Genomic DNA, 17252 nt, shown 5'->3' with positions numbered 1-17252 from the left:
TGCGTGACGGTGGAGACGCAGAATTGGTCGAGGTTGAGAACGGTGTAGCCAAATTAAGATTTTTGGGAGCCTGCAACGGTTGCCCAAGTGCTACGATTACGTTAAAAGCCGCTATTGAACGCGCAATCCTTGAGGAAATCGATGATATTAAAGAGGTTGTACAAGTCTACTAAATTTCAATGAACGATAAGAAGGTATCGTCGAAAGAGAACGTCTTCATCATGAGATGACATTCAGGAGGAAAAATGCCGAATCCAATCAAGAAAGTTAGAAAAAATCAAGCCGCTACGACCTGGCTGATGGTTCTGGGGATTATTGTTATTGCAGCTAATTTACGCGCACCGTTAACCTCAGTCGGTTCTTTAGTGAGCTTTATACGGGACGACATTCAGATTTCAAATACTCTGGCAGGTTTGATTACGACGGTACCCTTACTTGCTTTTGCCTTATTATCGCCTCTAGTTCCTAAATTGGGACGGAAATTGGGAGCTGAGCTCCTCATATTGATTGCCCTTCTATTCTTAATCGTTGGCATTGTCATACGTTCTTTATCAGGGGCCGCAGACTTATATCTTGGGACAGCCATACTTGGAGCTGCAATTGCAGTTTGTAATGTATTACTACCCAGCATCATCAAACGTGATTTCCCCCATCAAATCGGCGCCATCACAGGCGTATATTCGATTTCCATGAGCTTATGCGGAGCCATCGCTTCAGGAATCAGTGTGCCCTTAGCAGTTGGAGCAGGTTTGAAATGGCAAGGTGCGTTGGGAATTTGGGGAATCCTCTGTGTTCTGTCCATCCTCTGCTGGTTACCGCAGTTAAGAAATCAAACCAAGCCAACAACGGTTTCCGGCGGGCACACGGTGAAGAGAGAGGTGAATGTTTGGCGTTCCTCTCTTGCTTGGCAAGTAACGATGTTTATGGGCATTCAGTCCATGATATTCTATGTGCTTATCGCGTGGTTGCCTGAAATTTTACATGGGCAGGGGATTGACTCCAGTCGATCTGGATGGTATCTCTCGATCATGCAATTATCTCCTCTTCCATTTTCCTTTATTGTGCCCGTAATTGCTGGTCGCATGTCTAACCAACGATCGTTAGTGATCATCACGGCGACTTTGCTGATAACGGGGATACTCGGGCTGCTTTACGGAAGTTCTTCCCTTCTTTTGTTATGGGTCATCATGCTCGGAGTTGGCGGAGGATTCGCCTTTGGTTTGGCCATGATGTTCTTTTGCTTACGTACTGAGAATGCTCATCAGGCTGCTGAACTATCCGGCATGGCTCAATCGATCGGATATCTCTTTGCGGCTAGCGGGCCGGCCCTCATTGGTTTTTTGCATGACATAACGGAGAACTGGACCTTGCCACTCCTGATATTACTGAGTGCTTCTGTATTCCTATTTGTGTTTGGGATAGGTTCAGCACGAAACCGATTTGTAGGTGAGCTCCATCATCACTTATAATTTCAGTAATAGTTGGAGGTGTAGAACAATCAATGAACGTATTTTCTAAAGGAACAAAAATGGTATTTGGGTTGCTCCTCTTCGTAGTCACGATTACAGGATGCACCACCCCAATGCCGATATCTTCAAATGAAAATCAATCCCTATCTCATCAACCTCAAGATACGAAACCTGTAGAAAATGCTGTACCTGAAACACCAGTTGTCGAGGTGAAGAACATCCCCCCGAACAAACCGGTTGAATATGATCCTGCCTGGCCGGATCAGTCGGTGAAGTCTTCTAACGGGTATCTTGTGAATAGCTGTGTTCCGGAGGAGCTGCGCGATAAAGCAACTACCTTAACAACCAGTGATGGGGTGCATCTGTCTGCACTTGTGCTTGGCAGCGGAGATAAAGGAGTCCTGCTTGCACACGAGCAAGGCTATAACATCTGCTCTTTTCTTGACATGGGAACTGAACTGGCTGACAGCGGGTATCTGGTAGTTATTCCTGAATATCGTAATCATGGTGCCTCAGAGGATTTTCCGGAGGATAATCAGAATATAGATCGTGATGCAGATGCTGCCTTAAGCGAACTCGAACGATGGGGTGCAAAAAGAGTGTTTTTGGCGGGAGCATCATGTGGCGGTAGTACAGCAATCATTGCAGGCGTTCGTCAGGCGCTGCCTATTGAGGGGCTGATTATTCTTTCTTCTCCTGCACAATGTGGGCCCCTTGATGCCATTCCGAGCGTGGAGAAGATTAAAGCACCATCCCTATTTGTTTTTTCACCTGGCGATTATGGAGGTTCCATTGAACAAGAAGTGCGCAAATTATATCAAGCATCTGGAGCAACGGATAAAGAGCTAATTGTGGATGAGAGTGGTTATCACGGAACAGATATGTATCATAGGGGAGAGCACGGTGATGCCTTGAAGTCCAAGCTTATAGATTTTGTTAAGAAGGAATTTAATTAAAGTAAATCACTTTTGTAAGGTCAAGAGAAAGCCGCTCGTTTCCCGACAGGGGCAGTCTCCGTGATCATTTAGTATCTGTGGGTCAGCATTTTATTTTGGAGTCCGACAATGGACCGTTTAGATTATTTAAAATGCTGTTTTCCGAGATGATTAGCCAGCAGGAGCGAGAACGGACAAGCCAGATGTTGGCCGAAGCCACGGATTCCAATATTAAGATTATGGATTACGTTCTTCAACAGGCCGTACAACGGGGAGAAATCACAAAGCTCCCACCTAAAGCGACCAAACTCATTCTTTTTGAGCAAATTCGCTATACGTTTATGCTTGAAAATGGACGGGTGTCGCATCAGAAATTGGAAGAGATTGTTGATCATGTGGTGCTGCCGGCCATTTTACATTTTTCGAAACCGTGAATGCTCATATAGCCAAAAACGATAGGAACAAATGGCATGAGCGCGTCAAGAGGGAGTGAACCAATGGTGGAACGTGAAGATCTGCTTGTTCGTCAATTACAGCTGCAAGCGGAGGCCGCTGCAGTGGCGGAAGAATTGAACCTTATCCAATTGTTAAAAGCAGCCGGCATGCCGGTCAAAGTTGGAAGTGCGGCACTCGGTTTAATGACTTGGAGAGACCTTGATATGACGGTCGTTTGTTCCAAGTTGGACATGGCTGTAATCTCTCGAATTGCTTCGCAATTGATGTTGAATCCCCAGATTCGGCAGATGAAATTTATGAACGATACCGGTAGCTGGAACACCGATCCGGCTTACCCGGACGGGTATTTTATTGGATTGGATTATTTATCTAAAAGCGAGAACCAATGGTCACTGGATATATGGTTCGTTGATGATCCTGAGAAACAACCTGATCTGCGGCATATTCGGACGTTGCCCGGTCGTCTTCATGAAGAGGCGATTCTCTCTATCCTGCGGATCAAAACCGTCTGGGCATCGAGAGCCGAGTATGGGAAACAGGTGAAAAGCTTTGATATCTATACGGCTGTATTAGACCATAAAGTGAGCACACCCGAAGAATTCGAACAATGGTTGCAAGGCCGCAACAATATCTCACTTTGAGTGCTTTTGAAGGGAGGAGGCCCGATGCCGGATTTTTCAACGTTATTAGCATATGTTATCGTTGTCATTCTTCTATTTTTAGTTCCAGGACCCGCCGTTCTTCTTACCATTACTCGTACCGTTCAAAACGGGAGAAAAGGGGGCATTATGGCAGGGCTTGGCATCGCAATCGGGGATTTTCTTCACACCTTATTTGCTACTTTCGGGCTTTCCACTATACTGATGACCTCTGCTCTAGCTTTCAATATGGTTAAATATGTAGGAGCGGTATACTTACTATATTTAGGAGTTCGGGCATTGATGAGTAAGCCAGCAGATCCGCAACTCCCAAAGGTTAAAACGGCAGGAGCTTTAAGGTCCTTCTTTTCGGCAATTGTTGCAGAAGTTCTTAATCCAAAGACGGCTCTGTTTTTTCTGGCGTTTTTGCCTCAATTTGTTCATCACGAACGAGGTCAAGTCACCACGCAGTTTTTGATCCTTGGTGTCGTCTTTGTGATCTTAAGTGCATTGTATACAACCTCAATTGTACTAAGTATTTCTGCGCTTGGAAAACTGGTTAAACGGAAGACATGGCTAAGCCGGGTAAGCCGGCTAAGCAGCAAATTCGTCGGAGCAATCTATATCGGACTTGGCCTAAAGGTCGCATTCCAAAGACAGTAAGCCGTCTTTTAGTGATATCGTGGAATAAAACTAAATGTCTAAACAGCGCATCTTGCCGGAGAACAAGGTTCCCTTCCGGAAAAATGGGCAGCATAGGATTTGAGGTGCTGCATTTTTATACGAAACTGATTGCGCAAGTTATTTCGGCTGTCGCGTAAGGACGGGGACGGATCGCAATCGGCTAACGCTGAAGCGCGAAGATCTGGACCGCCCCTTCACGTCGTATAACGAAGAACTTCTCGAGATTCTGACTCCTTCCTTGGATCGTACGCTGGAAGAACGGCAGGGCCAGCTCACCATGAGCGCTAAGGTGCAGTGGATCCTGTCTCGATGCCTGACTCAAGGGAAAATCAACATCCAAACCGTAGCCGCCGAGCTCGGGATGAGCGAGCGCACCTTGCAGCGCAGGCTGACGGAAGAAGGCGAAAGCTTTAAGCAGTTGCTGGCAAAAACGAGGCGGGAGATGGCCGTCGCTTACTTGGCGGACCCTGCGCTGGAGATCAAAGGGGTCGCTTTTCTCGTCGGCTATGAGGATCAAAATTCGTTTTATCGCGCGTTTCGCTTATGGACAGGGGAGACGCCTGCCAATTGGCGCGTTGCGCAAGAGAATTGACGTTCCGTGCTAGTTACCGAAGAGACGAAACGAGGTATCATAATCCCTATCCTAGACACAAGGAGTGTAGGCAGATGGATATGGGATTAAAGAATAAGACAGCTTTAGTAACGGGATCAACCCGAGGTATAGGAAAAGCGATTGCCTTTGAACTTGCCAGGGAAGGTGTTCATGTTCTCATAAATGGTCGTAACAACGATGACGTAGAGCGTACGGTCGCTGAGATCCAAGCGGCATTCCCGGGAACGGAACCTCGAAATGCAGCCGCCGATCTCGTCGATTCGCAGCAGAGGGAGGCTTTATTCGCGAAATTCTCCCACGTCGATATCCTCGTCAACAGCATGGGGATCTATGAGATCATGTCCTATGACGACGTAGACGATGCTGTATGGGAGAAGTACTTCCGTACGAACTTTCTCGCCGCCAACGCCTTAAGCAAGTTTTACTTGCCTTCCATGATGAGCCGCGAATACGGCCGTATTATCTTCATCGCAAGTGAGGAGGCCGTCATGCCTTCCGGACAGATGCCTCAATACGGCGTAACCAAATCGATGCTGCTGTCCTTGTCCAAGAGCTTGTCCAAGTTGACGCGCGGCACCGAAGTTACAGTGAACACGATCCTGCCGGGACCGACCCTCTCTGAGAACGTGCGCCAGATTATTGAGAGCGTGTATGCAAACGAAGAGATGACCTTTGAAGCGAAAGAGAAGGACTTCATGACGAAGAACCTGCCTCAATCCGAAATCGGGCGGTTTATCAGACCTGCGGAGATCGGTCGATTAACTGCTTTCATTTGCAGCCCGATGGCCTCTGCTTTTAAAGGATCCCCGATCCGCATGGATGGGGGAATGGTACCCACCCTTTTCTGATTTCGGGATAAAGCGAGCAGCCTCTTTAACTCATAAGACCATGAGTTCTTTCCCCGGCTTAATGCCAGTGAAGGAGCTCATGGTTTTGTTCTGGAGTTCCATTATTTTTTTGAAAACGGTTTATTGACAAGTCGAATTTTGTCACTTATACTAGGCACATACCTGCAGGGATTTATTTTTTTGAGCACGACTGAAACGTTTCAGTTTGTTCAAAATATTTTTTGAACTTCTACTGTAACGTTTCAGTAAACGGGTTTTAGCACATGATAAAGTTACTGGGGTGACGCAAATGAGTAACAAAGAGACGGCAACAAGCATCATTAAACTCGTGGGAGGGAGCCAAAACATTTCGAGCCTGGTTCATTGCGCGACAAGACTGCGCTTTGAACTGCATGATAGTTCCAAGGCCGATCGCGAGGCCCTCAAAGCACTGCCGAAGGTGCTTGGGGTGATGGATGCTCAAGGGCAAACGATGGTCATCATCGGCCCTACAGTCAATGAGATGCACGCTGAAATCATGCAGCAATTGGAGAGCGGCGCAGGGGCTGAAGGAGCCGCGGCGGCGAGCTCGGCAAGTCCGGCTACTAATGCCAAGGGGAGCAAGAAGTCCTGGTTTGATAAGCTGCTGGCAACGATTTCCGCGATTTTTACGCCGTATATTCCTATTTTGGCGACATCGGGGATTATTAAAGGGCTTATTGATATTTTGGCTCAATCGGGTGTTCTTCCGGCTACCAGCAACACTTATTTAATCCTGGCTGGCGCAGGGAATGCCTTGATCTATTTTTTCCCGATCTTGCTTGCCTTCACAGCAGCTCAGAAGTTCGGGGCTAACCCTTACATCGGGGCAGCGATTGGCGCAGCATTGATGGAACCGAACATTACGGGCATCACGACGACGGGGAATGTGATCGACTTCCTGGGGATCCGGTTTACGGCGATGAACTTTTCCAGTACGGTTATTCCGATTATTTTGGCTATCTGGGCCTACTCCCATCTGGATAAGCTGCTGAAAAGATTTCTGCCCAAGATGCTGCAATTCGTCTTTGTGCCGCTCTTGTCCATGCTGATTATGGTTCCTTTGACTTTGATGGTATTTGGCCCTGTCGGCGGACTGCTGGCGAATCTGGTAGCTGATGGGTACGAGTTCTTCCTGAACTCCAACGTTATTCTTTTTAACGCCGTATTTGGCGCTCTGTTCATTTACGTCATCATGCTGGGGATTCATTGGGTTGTGCTGCCCCTGCAACTGTCCTATCTGGCTGAACACGGCATGGAATACAGTCTGGGTTCAGGCGGAATGGGGAACTACGCGCTGCTTGGAGTGTGTCTCGCGGTGATGGTCATCTCCAAGAGCAAGGAAGAGAGAACTATTGCCAGTTCCTCCGCCTTCGTCAACTTCTTGTCAGGTGTGACTGAACCGGGATTGTACGGGGTTGTCATGAAGAACAAGAAATATTTCATCTCGCTCACACTGGGCGGTTTGGTGGGCGGTATCGTCTGCGGTGTGACCAAGTCCTATATTACGAACTTTGCGTTCACGGGTCTGTTCGGCCTGCCGGCCTTTCTGTCTTCGCCAACGGCAACGACCTATTTCATCGCAGTGGGGATAACTTTGGCTGTTTCCTTCTTTGCTACGATTCTATTAAGCAAACAAAACATTCAGTTCAAGAAGCAGAAGTCGTAGGCTTCCAACCGTTCGCCACGCTACTAGCCAAGCAGAAGCCATAGAGCAACCGAAACTGCAAATCCCTTGAGCGTACTCTATAATATAAAGAAAAACAGAACAATAGGCGCGAGGTGTGAGACAACATGGCAACGATTAAGGATATTGCAAAATTACTCGATATTTCAGTTTCGGCGGTTTCTATGGCTTTGAACGACAGTCCGGAAATTGGCGAGAAGACCAAGATCAAAGTGAGAGAAGCTGCCAAGCAGCTTAACTATATCAAGAACGGCTCGGCGATTGATTTGCAGCGGCAGAAGACCAATATCGTGCTGCTGATTACGGATAACCCGACCCGTTCCTATTTTACCGACTCCTTGCAGGTCATCCAGCAGGAGTTGATTGCGAAGCAAATCGATTTGGTCATTATTACAGCGAATGACAAGCATAAAGGAACGGCTGAGCGGTTTATTTCCGAGAATCGGGCGGACGCGGTCATCTGTATGTCCAAATTTATCTCTGAGGAATTTATTAATCTTTATGCCAATAAGAATATGCCGGTGTTTGTGCTGGGCCGGGCCGCCAAGCTGATTACAAATGAACATGTGATCAATGTCCCCCTCGATTATAAGCGTGTCGGGGAAGATATCACCGAGTATCTTATTGCCAAGGGACATCGCAAGATTGCTTTCGTCAGGGGAAGCCGGACATCCATTGGCTCGAATTATCGGTATAAAGGGTACTTGAGAACGTTGAAGAAATATCAATTAGAGCTGGATAAAGAGCTTGTATTCGAAGCGCGCGGCAGCGATTATGACCACGGCTACGGCATTACGGAGAGCATTGTGGAACACATTGAATCCGGTCGGGTTGACGGAATATTTTACGCTACGGATGATCTTGCTGTAGGAGGCTTGCAGAAGCTGCTTGAGAGAGGGATCTCTGTGCCGGATGACGTATCAATCGTAGGCTACAATAACTATCCAATCTCCAGAATGGTCACCCCGCCGATTACGACGGTGGACCTGCATCAGCAGCAAATTATGCGTAGGGTGGCCAAATCCTTAATCGCCATGATGGAGGGGAATAAAGTTAAGGCCGATTTGGTCCAGAAGCTGCAGCAGAGCGCTATTTTCCATTCGGAAATTATAGAAAGAAGCTCGGTGAAAAGTAGAGAGTAAGGAGAGGAACCGTATGTCGACAGAGAAGTTGCCTGAGGATTTCTTATGGGGAGGGGCCGTATCGGCTAACCAATCCGAAGGAGCATGGAATGTAGGAGGCAAAGGGATTAGCACCGCAGATGTCGCTACTGCAGGTAAGCACGGGCAGAAGAGAGTATATACGGACGGCGTCCTGGAAGACGTGTATTATCCCAATCACGAAGCTATTGATTTTTATCATCGTTATCCGGAGGATATTGCCTTGTTTGCCGAAATGGGCTTCAAATGCTTCCGGACCAGCATTCATTGGACGAGAATCTTCCCGCAAGGGGACGAGATGGAGCCGAACGAGGAAGGACTAGCCTTCTATGACCGCCTGTTTGATGAATGCTTGAAATATGGTATTGAGCCGGTCGTTACGATTTCTCATTATGAAACCCCGCTTTATTTGGTCGAGAAATACGGCTCCTGGACATCCCGCAACATGATCGATTTTTATGTACGTTTGTGTGAGGTGCTGTTCCGGAGATATCGTACGAAGGTGAAATACTGGATGACCTTTAACGAGATTAATGTGATTACCCTAAATCCAGTCATTGCTGCGGGAATTCGTATCGAGCAGGCGGAGCACCCCGAGCAGTTGATGTATCAAGCGGCACATTATCAGATGGTTGCCAGTGCAAGAGCTGTTCGGTTGGGTCGCGAGATTAATCCTGACTTCAAGATCGGCATGATGATGCTGTATCCGTTATCCTATGCGGAGACTTGCTCCCCGGAAGACAACCTGGAGAACATGCATAATATGGATCTCCATTATTATTTCTCCGATATCCAAGTCCGGGGGTATTACACCCCGAAAGCTATAAAATTTCTGGAACGACGTCAAATCTCGCTGGATATTACACCACAGGACAAACAAGACTTAATGCAAGGGACCGTTGATTATATAGGCATCAGCTATTATATGTCCCTGGTTACCAGCGCCAACCCCAACCGGAAAATTCGGGTCAAGGGCAACATGCTGGACGGCATTGCCAATCCGTATCTGGAGAAGAGTGCTTGGGATTGGCAGATCGATGGCCTGGGGCTGCGAATCGCTTTGAATGATTTGTATGATCGTTATCAGTTGCCGATTTTTGTTGTTGAGAACGGCCTAGGGGCCGTCGATGAGAAGCGCGAAGGCGAAATGGTCCAGGATGATTATCGAATCGATTACTTGAGGAAGCATATTGCTCATATGATAGACGCGGTTGTGTTGGATGGAGTAGATGTCATGGGCTACACCGTCTGGGGCTGCATCGATTTGGTCAGCGCCTCGACCGGAGAAATGAAGAAACGCTACGGCCTGATTTACGTGGATCGTGACGATCAAGGACAGGGAACGCTGAACCGGGAGCGCAAGAAATCTTTTTACTGGTACAAAAACGTGATTGCATCAAACGGCGCGATGTTGGACGAGCCTCAAGAAGAGCAGACAGAGGAGGGATAAGGATGAAATTTCCAAATCTATTCAAGCCGATTCGCATCAAAAATACCGTATTCAATAACCGGATTATTGCCACGCCTGCAGGACCTTATCATGATAAAGCGATCGGCGGAGCCGGGGTCATTATTACGGGCAGCGTTAACGTCAGCCGCAAGAGAGCAAGCTATTCCCGGCCGGACGAGCCCTATGCCTTCGACAAATATCAAATGGAAGCCACGAGAAATCGAGTAATTGTCGCCCATCAGGCGGGAGCAAAGGCCTCGCTGGAACTGATTCATTCGGGTCAATATGCCCGTGTAGACGATTATGCCATTGGCCCTGTTGATCTGGTGCGGGAAGACGGCACTATCGTCAAAGCGATGGACGAGCAAATGATGGACGAGGTCGCGAACGACTGGGCAGAGACGGCCAAGCGGGCCAAGGAGACCGGATTTGATCTCGTTATGCTGCATTTTGCCCATGGCTGGCTCCCCGCCGAATTCCTGTCGCCGCTGTTTAACAAACGGACGGACGAATACGGGGGTTCCTTTGAGAACCGGATTAAATTCCCGAAAATGATTATTGATCGGGTGCGCGAAGCGGTGGGTCATGATTTTATCGTGGACATGAGAATCAGCGCCTCCGAAGTTGTGGACGGCTCCATTGAGTTCAGAGACGTGCTGGAGTTTATCAAAATCGTTGAGGACAAGCTGGATATGGTGCATATTTCGGCGGGGCTGGATATCAACTATGAGGGCAATGTGCATATGGCTCCAACGATCTTTAAAGAGCATATGCCTAACGTTGAGTGGGCTGCCGAGGTCAAGCGCAACGTTAAAATCCCCGTATCTGTGGTGGGCGCGATCATGAGTCCGGCGGAAGCCGAATCGATTATTGCGGAAGGCAAGGCGGACTTTGTTGCCCTGGGGCGCCCATTGATTGCCGACCCGTTCTGGCCGCAGAAGGCCAAGGAAGGCCGGGATGAAGATATCGTCCCTTGCTTGCGCTGCCAATACTGCTACCATATTTCCACGGAGCGCAAAAATGTCGGCTGTTCGGTCAACCCGCGTTATACCCGCTATGATATGGTTCCTTTGGAGTTGCCAAAGGCGAAGCAAAGGAAGAAGGTTGTTATCGTTGGGGGCGGCCCTGCGGGGATGAAGGCTGCTTTGGTTGCTGATGAGCGGGGCCATGAAGTGATTTTGCTGGAGAAGCACGAATCATTAGGTGGGGCCTTGCGTTACTCGGCATATGAAGAGCTAAAGATTGATTTGTACAACTATATGAACTATTTAATTACCCAGATCGGCAAATCAGGAGTTACGGTGAAGTTGGGCGTAGAAGCAACGCCGGAGCAGATTAAGCAGTTGTCCCCGGATGCCATTATTGTGGCTACGGGTGCGGTTCCGTTTACACCTCCGATCAAAGGCGTGGAGCAAAGCCATGTGATGGGGGCATTGGACGTCTACACCCGTATGGATGAAGTCGGGAATGAGGTCGTGCTGGTTGGCGGCGGCTCCACGGGATGCGAGCTGGGTATCGAATTGGCGCGGCATGGGAAGCAGGTTATCATCATGGAAGCGGGAGATCTGCTGGCCAAGAACGGGAACATCCTCTATCGTGTTGGTTTACGGCAGGCCATGGACAAGCAAGAAACGCTGCACACCAAGTTAAATGTGAAAATTGTAGAGATCAGCGCGGATGGGGTTATTTATGAGGAAGCTGGCGAGCGGAAGCAAATTTCGGCGGATACCGTGATTCTCTCCACGGGGATGAGAACCACTCCGGCGCTCATCGATTCGTTCTATGGCATTGTTCCGGACACCTTTGTTATCGGCGATGCTAATAAACCAAGAAATGTGATGGATGCCACCCGAGAAGGTTACTTCATCGCTAAAAATCTGTAGGGTAGGGGGAAACAACGGTGTTTGGTTGGAAGAAGGAACAAGCCGGTCCGGTGGTGGTCGAGATTCCGTCTCCAGTACCCGGAACGTTGGTAGCCTTGGAGCAAGTGCCTGACGAAGCTTTTGCCGCTAAAATGATGGGGGAAGGCATCGCCATCCAGCCCACAGAGGGGAGAGTCATCGCTCCGTTTGACGGCAAGGTTGTTCACTTGATGGAGAAGAGCAAGCATGCGATTATGCTGGAGCACGCTTCTGGCGCGCAAATCCTGATTCATGTCGGAATGAATACCGTATCTCTGAAGGGTGAGGGGTTTACGGCACATGTCAAAACGGGGGATGTGATAACCCGGGGAGAACTGCTGCTGGAGTTCGACATCGCCCTGATTGAGCAAGCGGGCTATCCTATAATAACGCCTGTCATTGTACCGAATGGTCAGGAATGTGTGAAGCAGGTGGAGGTAGCTGCAAGTCAGAGCGATCCTGCCCAAGCGGTTATCACCATTCAGTGCTGAGAAATTTGATTTTGAATAGTTACGGTTCTTGGAAACGCCAAGGCCCGGAATTCAAGTTTGACGCCAACCTTGCAGCCCGGCTTGAATGGAAATGTAACGCCCTGGTCGTAAAATGACCAGGGCGTTTTGTTGTGAACTAAGCTTGCTCCGTACTTCGAGAAGATAAACGCAACCACCAAGCCATAATAAAATGTAGTAGGGACCCGTTAATGAGGATCAAAGATCAATTCTCGTAGTCATGTACTCATAATGTCCCCGCCTTCAAAACACAAATGTCGAGGTGTTCGGTCATTGGCCACAAAAGCTTTGTGATACCTATCCCATAACGCGACAAGTAATCTTTAACCGCCAAAGGAACCTATCCTGTGGCGGTTTTTTTGAATCCGATAAATCCTAAATGGAATAATAGTCTTGCTTCATCCACAATATCCAAAAAGGCATATAAATTTCAGTTTTTAATTTTAAGTGAATTAATTTACTCACAGCGTGTGCAACTGGTTCATATCTGGTATAATAAAATAATAATCAGGAAGTGCAATGAAATATAGTTAGAACATAAAAAGATGAAGAGGATAGGTGGAACGGCCAATGGCGAAAATAGATCGTCATACTTTTCAGACCAGAACCAGACATATGTCTGCCGATCTGAAGCAAAAAATTAACTCCGGAGCTTACAGTCCGGGAGAATTTCTTCCTTCCGAGATGGCACTGACAGAACAGTACAAACTAAGCAAAAACTCCGTGAGATACGTACTGGATGAGCTCGTACAAGAGGGATTGATCATTAAAATTCCCAGGGTAGGCACGCAGGTAACAAAGCCTGCTTCCAAGGAAACCATTCGTTTTGGCGTATATCCCTCATTGTATAAAGAAGCGGGGATGGAGGAACTAATTAAGCGATTCCACGAGAAACATCCACATATTCATGTGGAAACGATTGAGCTTCCTTATATGAATTCAGACAATATCGCCAATCTGATCAAACTGGGGATTATCGATGCGTTAACCATCAACTTGCAGGATATGTACCAATTCCAAGAGAAGAACTACCTTGATTTGTTTGCCGACCAGGATCGAGACGATACGATATACCCTTTTCTTACACCTTATTTTGAGAAGGAATCGGGTGTTCTGGCAGCACAGCCTTTCGTTTACTCACCTGTTATTTTGTGTTACAACAAGGAGCATCTGAGGGAGAAAAGACTGGGTGAACCAAACAGCAGCTGGAGTTGGGATGAACTGGCGGCACTGCTCAGGGAGCTCAAGGCGCCTCATCGCTACAGCATCGCTTTTCAATTATTTTCCATGAATCGGTGGCCCATTTTCTGGTTGCAAAATGAGGACGATCCATCTTCGATCGATTCCAGTCCAGCTCAGAACGGAACCAGCTTGCCCACAGAAGGATTACGATGGCTCAGGGATCTTGTGACAGAGGAAGGAATATTTCCGCTTGCCTTGGCACAAGGTGAATTCGAAGCCGAGAAATTGTTTAAGGAGCAGAAGATCTCCGTCATGCTAACCACATATTACATGCTGAATGAGCTGAAGAATGCGAATTTTTCCTTTGATATCGCTCCGCTGCCACATTTTAAGAATGATAGAACACTCCTTCTCTCTACAGCCATTGCTCTCAGTGCCGAATCGAGCCGAAAGGACACGGCGGCCTGCTTTGTGAATTATCTCACTTCAGATGAGGCACAGACCTATATCAGACAGTACACATACAGTTTACCTGCAAGCAGATATATTACGGAAACATTTTCAGTGGAGCTTAAAAACAAACCGTCCAGGTTGGAGCTTCATCGAGACTATAGTTCGAAATACATGACGTATCGCGATCTGTCGATTTCTATGGAAACCCAGATTCGTTTCGGAGAAAGTCTGAAGCAGTACATGTCTTATTTAACGGATGAAGAGGGACTTGCTGAAGTGTTGCTTCCGTCTAAGAGTCTCAATCTTTAAAAAACGAAAAGAAGCCTAAAAAGCACTGCCATGAGGAAGTGCTTTTTTTATTTTATATGAACTACAAAAGAACCAGTTGACAGACAACTTGGCATATGCTAATTTCTTAGTGAAAATAAATACCACATATGATCCAATTACAGAACTTAACAAAGAGAGGTGACCTTATTCGGATGAAGACCGTGGCTGAATTGGAAGCAAAGCTTTCGGAGGCATCCGACCGGCTAATCAGCGACTTATATAAAGTAGACGGGGAGCTTCTAATATTAGGCGCAGGCGGACTGCTGGGTCAAAGCCATTCATCCAGATGCTGCTTCACAAAATCGTCTAGGCTTGCTTCTCTTTCCCAGCCATGAATATCGGAATCATTGGGCTTGACAGCTCGCATGCCCTGGCATTCACCCGTACTCTTCAGGAAACCCAGGAGACTCTTTTTTCGGATGTGACCGTGACGGCCGCATATGCGGGCGGATCACCGGATTTTCCGCTCAGCATCAGCCGTGTTAACACTTTTGCCGGCCGGATGACGAAAGAATACGGAGTGAGATTGATGCCCACGATGCAGCAGGTTACAGAAAGCACCGATGCCATCCTTATCTTGAGTGCCGACGGAAGAACACATCTGAATCAATTCAAGGCCATCTGTCCTTACCGGAAACCGGTATTTATCGATAAGCCTTTTACTTTGTCGACAGCAGACGCAAGTGAAATCATCAAACTCGCAGAAGAGTTTCAAATCCCATTAATGAGTGCTTCAAGCTTACGTTATGCCGAAGCCCTGCCTGAATGCACAAGAGGAGACATCTTGGGGGCGGACGTTTACGGTCCGATGCACGTCGAATCGACGCAGGGGCATTATTTTTGGTACGGCATCCATTCGGCAGAACTGTTGTTTCGAATCATGGGCCCCGGGTGCAGGGAAGTGACCGCCTTTTCCACAGATCACGACGATCTCATTACCGGAACCTGGAAAGAGGGGCGAATGGGAACGATTCGCGGAATCCGAAGTGGCCCAGAGTCTTTTGGAATAAGCCTGCACACCAGAAACGCTACCCGACATGTCCCGCTTGAACCGAGTTACAGAGAGCTTTTAAAGTCTGTCATAAATTTGTTCAAAAACGGCGTGTACACGGTGCATCCCTCCGAAACGCTGGAAGTCATCCGGTTTTTGGAGTGTGCGGAGCAAAGCCGTCTACAAAAACGCACCGTCCTCATGGAAATGTGATAAGGCCTTATACGGATTGACCCCTTGCTCTAGTGAATCAGATCCACCTATCTGAAGGAGGAATGTTTGATGAAGCTGAAAAAGAGGATTTCCATGCTGCTTGCGACCACGCTGTTAACCTCGATCCTTGCCGCATGCAGCAGCGGTACGGACAAAGGCGGTTCTGCCGCCTTGCCACCCCAGGAGCCCGGAAAGTACGGTGATACAGGCGGCTTGACTTTGCCTCTTGTGGATGAGCCGACGACCATCACGTACATGCTGCCAAGCAATGCGAAAGATCTCGGTCCGAGCAAACTGGTTGTCCAGGAGCTTGAAAAACGGACCGGTATTAAAGTCAACTTCCAAACCTATTCCCCACAAACCTACCAGGATAAATTAAAAGTCATTGTGGCATCCGGTAAGCTGCCGGACATTTTTACAGGGCTAAAACCGGCCGAACTCAAAAAAATCGGCAAACAAAAAGGTGTAGCTGCCATCAATGAATACGCGGATCAGCTCCCTAACTTCAAAAAGCTATATATGGAAGAAAACGACTGGGTCATCAAATCCTTCGGCGATGAAGCCGGCAACATATATACCTGGCCTATATATAACCTCAATCGCAAAGTAAATCACGGATTCATGTACAGGAAAGATATCTTTGATGAGCTAGGTATCAAGGAATGGACGAACACGAACGAGTTTTACGAAGCTTTGAAAAAAGTAAAAGAAGCTTACCCCGATTCTTACCCCTATGCATCCAAAAGCATGGCCAATATCTTCAGAGATTGGGCCTTCGGTTGGGGGCTCGGCAATACGGATCAGTACCCGGCGTACTACGATGAAAAAGATGGCACCTGGAAGTACGCCGCAGTACAGCAAGAGCATAGAGACATGCTCGATTTCATGAAAAAGCTGTACAATGAAAAACTGCTCGATCCGGAATTTTTGACGGACACGCAGGATTCCTGGACGACCAAGATGACGACGGACAAATCGTTTGTCACGTTTGACTGGATTGGACGCCTGGATCTCTTTTACAACCAGATCAAAGGGCAAAATCCGGACTATGACCTCAGGTATGCAAACCCCGTGGGACCGACCGGCAATGTCAGAACCCTGCCAGAAGTTTCGGATTTCAGCGTTGCCGTAGCCAAGAACAAAAATACAGAAACCTCACTCAAACTGCTCGACTATCTAACCAGCCCATCCGGGAGTGAACTGATGACCATCGGGGTGGAAGGGGTTAACTTCGAATGGGGCGAGGACGGATATCCGGTCTACCCGGAACTGAAAGATCTTCCACTTGTCGATATTACCGTGCTGGAGGATCGGTATGCCATGTGGCTGGAAGGAGCTTACCTAAGACCGGACCATCGAAGCATCTACTATCGTTTCTCGGAAAAAGAGCAGGAGGCGCAGGATAAAATCGTGAACGAGGATCGTTTCGAACCACTTGATCCGATTCTTAATTTTACGGACGAAGAAACCTCCAAGATCGCCGAGCTGCAGACATCGCTGCAAAAATCGGCTGAAGAATTTAACGCGAAATATATCCTTGACGCCAGCTACGGAGATGCCGAGTGGGAGAATTTCAAAGGCCAAATCAGCAAAGGCGGCGTGGAGGAACTGATGACGATCTATAATGAAGCTCAAAAAAGATACGATGAGTCCAAATAAACGGCCTTAAGGCCGTGATTCCACTGGAGGGACGATGGATGGGACGTTTCCCTCCT

At 47.9% G+C, this 17252-nt stretch carries 15 protein-coding genes and 1 pseudogene; all 16 read left to right on the top strand.

The window, feature by feature from the left end:
* Nucleotides 1-173: NifU family protein (locus tag LBW89_RS25660; RefSeq protein WP_225040795.1), on the top strand; the 173-nt coding region annotated here is incomplete at its 5' end.
* Between the two features lie 72 nt (nt 174-245).
* Nucleotides 246-1469: a CynX/NimT family MFS transporter gene (locus tag LBW89_RS25655; RefSeq protein WP_225040791.1), complete on the top strand. Its 1224-nt coding sequence runs from the start codon at nt 246-248 to the stop codon at nt 1467-1469.
* A 32-nt stretch (nt 1470-1501) separates the two neighbouring features.
* Nucleotides 1502-2425 carry an alpha/beta hydrolase gene (locus LBW89_RS25650; RefSeq protein WP_225040790.1) on the top strand — a complete coding sequence of 308 codons (924 nt, stop codon included), beginning with the start codon at nt 1502-1504 and terminating at the stop codon, nt 2423-2425.
* A gap of 5 nt (nt 2426-2430) precedes the next feature.
* Entirely contained in the window at nt 2431-2838 is a 408-nt protein-coding gene (locus LBW89_RS25645; protein ID WP_225040794.1) for a TetR/AcrR family transcriptional regulator C-terminal ligand-binding domain-containing protein, read from the top strand.
* Between the two features lie 63 nt (nt 2839-2901).
* On the top strand, nt 2902-3501 hold the full coding sequence (locus LBW89_RS25640; RefSeq protein WP_225040789.1) for a hypothetical protein: 600 nt from the start codon (nt 2902-2904) through the stop codon (nt 3499-3501).
* Nucleotides 3502-3525: 24 nt separating this feature from the next.
* Nucleotides 3526-4161 carry a LysE family translocator gene (locus LBW89_RS25635; RefSeq protein WP_225040788.1) on the top strand — a complete coding sequence of 212 codons (636 nt, stop codon included), beginning with the start codon at nt 3526-3528 and terminating at the stop codon, nt 4159-4161.
* A gap of 136 nt (nt 4162-4297) precedes the next feature.
* Nucleotides 4298-4774 (top strand): annotated as a pseudogene (locus LBW89_RS25630) (helix-turn-helix domain-containing protein); the annotation flags it as partial.
* 74 nt (nt 4775-4848) lie between these two features.
* On the top strand, nt 4849-5643 hold the full coding sequence (locus LBW89_RS25625; RefSeq protein WP_225040787.1) for an SDR family NAD(P)-dependent oxidoreductase: 795 nt from the start codon (nt 4849-4851) through the stop codon (nt 5641-5643).
* A gap of 289 nt (nt 5644-5932) precedes the next feature.
* The gene (locus tag LBW89_RS25620; RefSeq protein ID WP_225040786.1) at nt 5933-7330 is read left to right on the top strand and encodes a PTS transporter subunit EIIC; all 1398 of its coding nucleotides are present in this window, start codon (nt 5933-5935) and stop codon (nt 7328-7330) included.
* A gap of 125 nt (nt 7331-7455) precedes the next feature.
* The gene (locus tag LBW89_RS25615) at nt 7456-8490 is read left to right on the top strand and encodes a LacI family DNA-binding transcriptional regulator (protein WP_225040785.1); all 1035 of its coding nucleotides are present in this window, start codon (nt 7456-7458) and stop codon (nt 8488-8490) included.
* Between the two features lie 13 nt (nt 8491-8503).
* Nucleotides 8504-9958 (top strand): 6-phospho-beta-glucosidase, encoded by a 1455-nt coding sequence (locus LBW89_RS25610; RefSeq protein ID WP_225040784.1) that lies wholly within the window; start codon nt 8504-8506, stop codon nt 9956-9958.
* A 2-nt stretch (nt 9959-9960) separates the two neighbouring features.
* On the top strand, nt 9961-11841 hold the full coding sequence (locus LBW89_RS25605) for an FAD-dependent oxidoreductase (RefSeq protein ID WP_225040783.1): 1881 nt from the start codon (nt 9961-9963) through the stop codon (nt 11839-11841).
* Nucleotides 11842-11858: 17 nt separating this feature from the next.
* Nucleotides 11859-12350 (top strand): PTS glucose transporter subunit IIA, encoded by a 492-nt coding sequence (locus LBW89_RS25600; protein WP_225040782.1) that lies wholly within the window; start codon nt 11859-11861, stop codon nt 12348-12350.
* A gap of 588 nt (nt 12351-12938) precedes the next feature.
* On the top strand, nt 12939-14312 hold the full coding sequence (locus LBW89_RS25595) for an extracellular solute-binding protein (RefSeq protein ID WP_225040781.1): 1374 nt from the start codon (nt 12939-12941) through the stop codon (nt 14310-14312).
* Nucleotides 14313-14664: 352 nt separating this feature from the next.
* On the top strand, nt 14665-15537 hold the full coding sequence (locus tag LBW89_RS25590) for a Gfo/Idh/MocA family protein (RefSeq protein ID WP_225040780.1): 873 nt from the start codon (nt 14665-14667) through the stop codon (nt 15535-15537).
* Between the two features lie 69 nt (nt 15538-15606).
* Nucleotides 15607-17196 carry an extracellular solute-binding protein gene (locus LBW89_RS25585; protein ID WP_225040779.1) on the top strand — a complete coding sequence of 530 codons (1590 nt, stop codon included), beginning with the start codon at nt 15607-15609 and terminating at the stop codon, nt 17194-17196.
* The last annotated feature ends 56 nt before the right edge of the window (nt 17197-17252 follow it).

The organism is Paenibacillus sp. alder61 (genome assembly GCF_020179875.1).
Classification (GTDB): Bacteria; Bacillota; Bacilli; order Paenibacillales; family Paenibacillaceae; genus Fontibacillus; species Fontibacillus faecis.
This window is presented reverse-complemented; position numbering and strand designations above follow the sequence as displayed.

What these genes read in the sequence shown, in the direction of transcription:
- LBW89_RS25655 (WP_225040791.1), top strand. Translation starts at nt 246, where the DNA reads ATGCCGAATCCAATCAAGAAAGTTAGAAAAAATCAAGCCGCTACGACC.
- LBW89_RS25650 (WP_225040790.1), top strand. Translation starts at nt 1,502, where the DNA reads ATGAACGTATTTTCTAAAGGAACAAAAATGGTATTTGGGTTGCTCCTC.
- LBW89_RS25640 (WP_225040789.1), top strand. Translation starts at nt 2,902, where the DNA reads ATGGTGGAACGTGAAGATCTGCTTGTTCGTCAATTACAGCTGCAAGCG.
- LBW89_RS25635 (WP_225040788.1), top strand. Translation starts at nt 3,526, where the DNA reads ATGCCGGATTTTTCAACGTTATTAGCATATGTTATCGTTGTCATTCTT.
- LBW89_RS25625 (WP_225040787.1), top strand. Translation starts at nt 4,849, where the DNA reads ATGGATATGGGATTAAAGAATAAGACAGCTTTAGTAACGGGATCAACC.
- LBW89_RS25620 (WP_225040786.1), top strand. Translation starts at nt 5,933, where the DNA reads ATGAGTAACAAAGAGACGGCAACAAGCATCATTAAACTCGTGGGAGGG.
- LBW89_RS25615 (WP_225040785.1), top strand. Translation starts at nt 7,456, where the DNA reads ATGGCAACGATTAAGGATATTGCAAAATTACTCGATATTTCAGTTTCG.
- LBW89_RS25610 (WP_225040784.1), top strand. Translation starts at nt 8,504, where the DNA reads ATGTCGACAGAGAAGTTGCCTGAGGATTTCTTATGGGGAGGGGCCGTA.
- LBW89_RS25605 (WP_225040783.1), top strand. Translation starts at nt 9,961, where the DNA reads ATGAAATTTCCAAATCTATTCAAGCCGATTCGCATCAAAAATACCGTA.
- LBW89_RS25595 (WP_225040781.1), top strand. Translation starts at nt 12,939, where the DNA reads ATGGCGAAAATAGATCGTCATACTTTTCAGACCAGAACCAGACATATG.
- LBW89_RS25590 (WP_225040780.1), top strand. Translation starts at nt 14,665, where the DNA reads ATGAATATCGGAATCATTGGGCTTGACAGCTCGCATGCCCTGGCATTC.
- LBW89_RS25585 (WP_225040779.1), top strand. Translation starts at nt 15,607, where the DNA reads ATGAAGCTGAAAAAGAGGATTTCCATGCTGCTTGCGACCACGCTGTTA.